Source organism: Nonomuraea mesophila (genome assembly GCF_004352805.1).
Taxonomy (GTDB): domain Bacteria; phylum Actinomycetota; class Actinomycetes; order Streptosporangiales; family Streptosporangiaceae; genus Nonomuraea; species Nonomuraea longispora.
In genome coordinates, this window is the sequence record NZ_SMLD01000318.1 from 1 (window position 1) to 4,483 (window position 4,483).

Sequence of the window (4,483 nt, forward strand, 5' to 3'; positions counted from 1 at the left end):
GGTGGGGGTTGGAGGAAGGGGGCGAGCCACTCCGGCGTCACCTCGGCCGGGAAGCCCGCTCCTTGCGCCTGCGACACGTCGAGCGCGGAGTATCCGCCCTTGCCCGCGCCGACTCCGGCGATCAGCGTGAGGACGCCGGCACGCCGCTGGAACCACGTCTGGCGCAGCCGCCAGCCCACCACCGCGCGGCGTTCGACCACGGCCTGGGAGCGTCGCAGCGACCCCGAGCGCACCGACAGGCGCATCCCGTCGTAGCCGTGCCCGAGCGACGCGTACCTGTCGAGCCCGAGCGGAACCCCCCCGGCGGTCAGCAGCAATGCCAGCACCAGGAGGGTCTTCCACAGCAGCGATCCGGTCGCCCAGATCCCGGCGAGGCTCACCAGCGCCACCACAAGCCACGGGGCGACGGCGCGGAAGAGGCGCCTCCGGCGGGCGACGGGCGGGTGGGGGCGCAGGTCCGCGCGGAAGGGGCCGATCGCGTCGCCGGTCACCTGGAAGGCCACGGCACGGGGAACGTCGGGAAGGAGCTGCCCGCGGGTTTCGGAGTCGCCGAGCCCGGTCACGATGGCCCAGGCGCGTACGACACCCGCCCAGCGTTCCGCGAGACCGTCGACGATCTCGTAGCCGCGTACGCGCGCCGACTCCAGCGACACGCTGCGCCGGTTGATGAGCCCTCGTTCGGCCACGAGGTGGCGGTCGCGCCGTTTGAGGGAGAAGTCCCAGTTGAAGACCGCGTACATCAGCCCGCCCACGAAGGGCATCGCCAGCACCAGCAGCAGGGCCACGACCAGCAGCAGGTAGGGGCGTTCCCAGAACCACTCCCCGAGGGTCAGGGCGACGGTCCGGCCGAAGCCCAGGTCGTCCCCAAGCTGGAAGGCGAGCCCGACCGCGCCGCCGAGGAGCGCGAAGGGGGTCAGCAGGTACGCGCCGGACAGCGGCCCGTACAGCAGCCATCTGCGCGGGACGCGGATGATCGGCTGTTCGGCGGGCTCCGGCTCCAGGGCGCCGGACGGGTCCGCGCCGGTACGGGCCGCGCGGCGCAGCAGGACGGCCTTGAGCCGTTCGGCCTCCGCCAGGGTGACCCCGTTGAGCTCGGCCTCCTCGTCGCCGCCGCTCGCCCCCGTGTCGATCTTGAGTATGGACAGGCCGAGCAGCCGGTGCATCGGCGGCGTGGACACGTCGACGCCGCGGATCCGCTCCAGCGGGATGGTACGGACGGACCGGCTGATCAGCGCACGTTTCGTTTCGAGGCGGTCACCGACGATCTCGTACGTGAAGGTGGCCCACCTGACGATCGCGAACACCACGGTGCCGGCCACGGCCAGGGCCGCCCATCCGTACGACCTGGCCGAGAAGCCGCCCACGAACAGGACGCCGACCAGGGGGAGCAGGAGGGAGGGCAGCATGCGTACCGGATCGATGAGCAGCACCTTGGGGCTCAGCCGCAGCGGTGCACGGGCGGGCGGCGGCGGACCACCCGGGGGCTGTTGCTGCCCCCAGGGCGGCGGGCCGGCCGGGGGCCGCTCAGGACCTCCGGTGGGCGGCGGACCGCCCGGCGTCCACGGCGGGGGGCCGCCCGGGTGCGGCCGCACCGTCCAGGGGGCCGCCTGCTCGGGGTGCGCGTTCTCTTCGGGACCGGGCGGAGTGGCGTCGTCCGGCCGTGGCGGGTCGGCGCCGGGTGAGGGTTCAGGGCCGTCGTGAGGTGCGCCGCCGGTCATCGCGTCTCCTCGGGGCGTCGCGGGGCGGTCACGTGGCATCGTCCCTGAGTTCCTCCGCCCGGTGCGCGAGCTGCTCCGCGAGCCGGGCCGCCTCGCCGTAGTCGAGGCCCTTGATCGTCGAGGAACCGGCATGGGACGCGGTGCGGATCTCAAGCGTGGCCAGACCGAGCATCCGCTCCAGCCACCCCTGGCCCTTGTCGACCGTCTGGATGCGGCTCACGGGCACGAACACCCACTCCCTGGTCAGGAACCCCGACCTGGCGTAGACGACGTCGCCTGAGAGCTCCCAGCGGTGCACGGCGTACCGTACGAAAGGCTCGGCCACCAGGAACGGCAGGAGCAGCACCACCACGGCGGCCGGCAGGAGCCAGGAGTTGTCGGCGTACCAGCCGGGGACCCACCACCATCGGCTGCCGTCGAGCCACTGCGCCACCAGCAGCGCACCGCCCAGGAAGAACACGAACGCGATCAACGACTCGAACAACCACAGGCGGATGGCCTTGGGCGAAACGCGATTCGCCGGATCACGGATCGGGCCTGATGAGGTCACAGCACCAGCTTAGGCCGCGAATCCGGCACGGAGATCGGCTCGAGGGCGGTAAAGATCGACGGGCCGTCCCGGCGTGTCTGCCGACGGCCTCCGGGGGCGGGTGCCATGCTCGATGGCGGCCTGCCGCAGGCTGTCGAGCATGGCCACGTCGGCGGCGCCACGTTCGTGCCAGCCAGGCCCGGCGAGCGCAGACCGCACCACAGCGCGAGCGCCCTCACGCACGTGGCAGCCGCCGTTCGCGCCCGCCGCGCCCTGCGCCTGATGCTCTTTACCGTTCTGTACGATCTGGCGCACCTGATTTTTCCGTATGTTCGGAGAACGGCCCGATGTCCGTCTTGTCGGGTCACGCTAGGTGATCGCCTCCGATACCCGCCACGGTGTACCAGCAGGCCAGAAAGGGTCCCGCGGGAAGGCTCGATCCAGGCCCTCCGCAGGGCGAAACAGCGTCCTTGTGTTCAACCTCACGGCTGAGATGCCGCGATTCTGACCGGTTTCGGATCCTTTACCGGCCACCGACCATCGGGAAACGGTCTGCACACCGCCGAGACGCGCGTAGCATCGTCCGTCATGGGGCTGTGTAACACGGCGACACCCGTGCGCCGCATCGCTGTCAGTGTGACAGCGGTGGCCGTCGCGTTCGCGCTGTCGGGTTGCGGCAGCCTCATCGGCAGATCCCAGGCCGAGGACATCGCGGAGGTCAATGTCTCGAGCCCGGAGTTGCGCGAGGGCGAGCCGCTGCCGCGCGACTACTCCTGCAAGGGCACCCAGGGCAGCCCGCCGCTGCGCTGGTCGAGTCAGCCGTTGCCCAAGGCGAAGTCGATCGCGATCGTGGTCGACAGCCATACATCGTCGACGTCCACCGTGCACTGGGTGCTCTACAACATCCCGGCGACCACGACCGAGCTGGGCCCCAACGCCGCCAAGGAGCCTCCGGAAGGAACGGGGCAGGCGCCCCTGCCGAGCGGGAAGCCGGGCTACGATCCCCCCTGCGGACCGGGCACCTACCGTTTCACCGTCTACACGCTGAACGACAAGGTCGAAAGGAAGCAGGGGGCCCCTCCCCTCGACCTTCCCGAGATCCTTAAGCAGATCGCGGACCATACCATAGCCCGGGGACGGCTCACTGCGGTCGACCCACCGTGAGGGATCAAACACGACGTGTAGTGCAGATGTACCAATTCTTCACGTAGGGTGTGACAACGCTCATAGTGGTCCGACAGAATCAGATCCAATCGTTAGGCACTGGTGATCAAAGGGGGCAGATCGCGTCGATGGCCGCGCGATCTCATCGGTGCCAAAGGGAGGCCATGGCTTTGAGGGTGGTGCAATGATCGCGGTCGTAGTGAGCTTGGTCGCTGTCGTGCTCCTCGTGCTCGTCGTCGTGGCACTGGGCATGCGTTCGATGAACCGCAGGGAGAGCTCGCTTCCTCCGGAACGGCTGAAGGAGATGGCCGAGAAGGAGGAGTCGACCCACGCGCGTTCGACGGACGAGTTCGCCGCGCACGAGCCGCGGATGAGGAACTTCAGCCCCGACTTCAGCCCGATCGACCAGCCGAAGGCGCCGAAGCCGGCACGCACCGGCCAGCGTGGCCGGCGCGGTGTCGACGAGTGGGGCAACCCGACCTCCGACGACGAGGACGAGGAGTTCTGGGCCAACATCCGCAGCGACGCGGAGGAGGGCGGCTTCGGCGCCGGCGGCACCGTGGCGGCCAGGAAGGGCGCCTCCCGTCCCGTCGAGCGCGAGCGTCCCGCGGAGCAGCGGGCCGAGCGCCGCGCCGACCGTCCCGCGGAGCAGCGAGCCGAACGCCGCGCCGAGGCCGGGGGCGAGCGTCCCGCGGACCGCTCGGCGAGCCCGCCAGCCGAGCGCCGCTCGGAGCGTCCGGGCAAGCGCGCCGACCGCAGCGCCAGGCCGCGGCCCGTGGCCGCCTCCGCCGACCCCGACGCGACCACCGTCCAGGGGCCGCTGCCGCAGCGCCAGCCGGCCGCGTCCAACCATTCCTCCGGCCTCGCCGACCTGGTCGAGCCGGTCAAACCCGCGGTCCCGGCGCAGTCCGAGCTGGCCGACCAGCGCACCGTGACCTTCTCCGCGCCGGCGGGCGACGTGATGAGCATCCTGGCGCCCGGCGCCCAGCCGGTGCCCGCCCCCACCCGGCCGGCCGACCACGCCGACGTGGCGATCGACCTGCGCACGCCCGTGGGCGACGCGCTGGGCCGG

At 71.3% G+C, this 4,483-nt stretch carries 4 protein-coding genes; 2 read left to right on the forward strand and 2 right to left on the reverse strand.

Annotation, left to right across the window (positions count from 1 at the left end):
- Together E1295_RS47275 and E1295_RS47280 are read right to left on the reverse strand one after the other, a co-directional pair.
- A partial coding sequence (locus tag E1295_RS47275; protein ID WP_246081244.1) for a PH domain-containing protein occupies positions 1–1,718 on the reverse strand: 1,718 nt, incomplete at its 3' end.
- A 28-nt stretch (positions 1,719–1,746) separates the two neighbouring features.
- Positions 1,747–2,268 carry a PH domain-containing protein gene (locus E1295_RS47280; RefSeq protein ID WP_246081245.1) on the reverse strand — a complete coding sequence of 174 codons (522 nt, stop codon included), beginning with the start codon at positions 2,266–2,268 and terminating at the stop codon, positions 1,747–1,749.
- Between the two features lie 624 nt (positions 2,269–2,892).
- Here E1295_RS47280 and E1295_RS47285 point away from each other — a divergent pair.
- A complete protein-coding gene (locus E1295_RS47285; RefSeq protein WP_246081246.1) occupies positions 2,893–3,411 on the forward strand; it encodes a YbhB/YbcL family Raf kinase inhibitor-like protein in 519 nt (172 codons plus the stop codon).
- A 184-nt stretch (positions 3,412–3,595) separates the two neighbouring features.
- Positions 3,596–4,483, forward strand: an 888-nt coding sequence (locus E1295_RS47290; RefSeq protein WP_220449257.1) for a hypothetical protein, incomplete at its 3' end; no start/stop codon positions are given.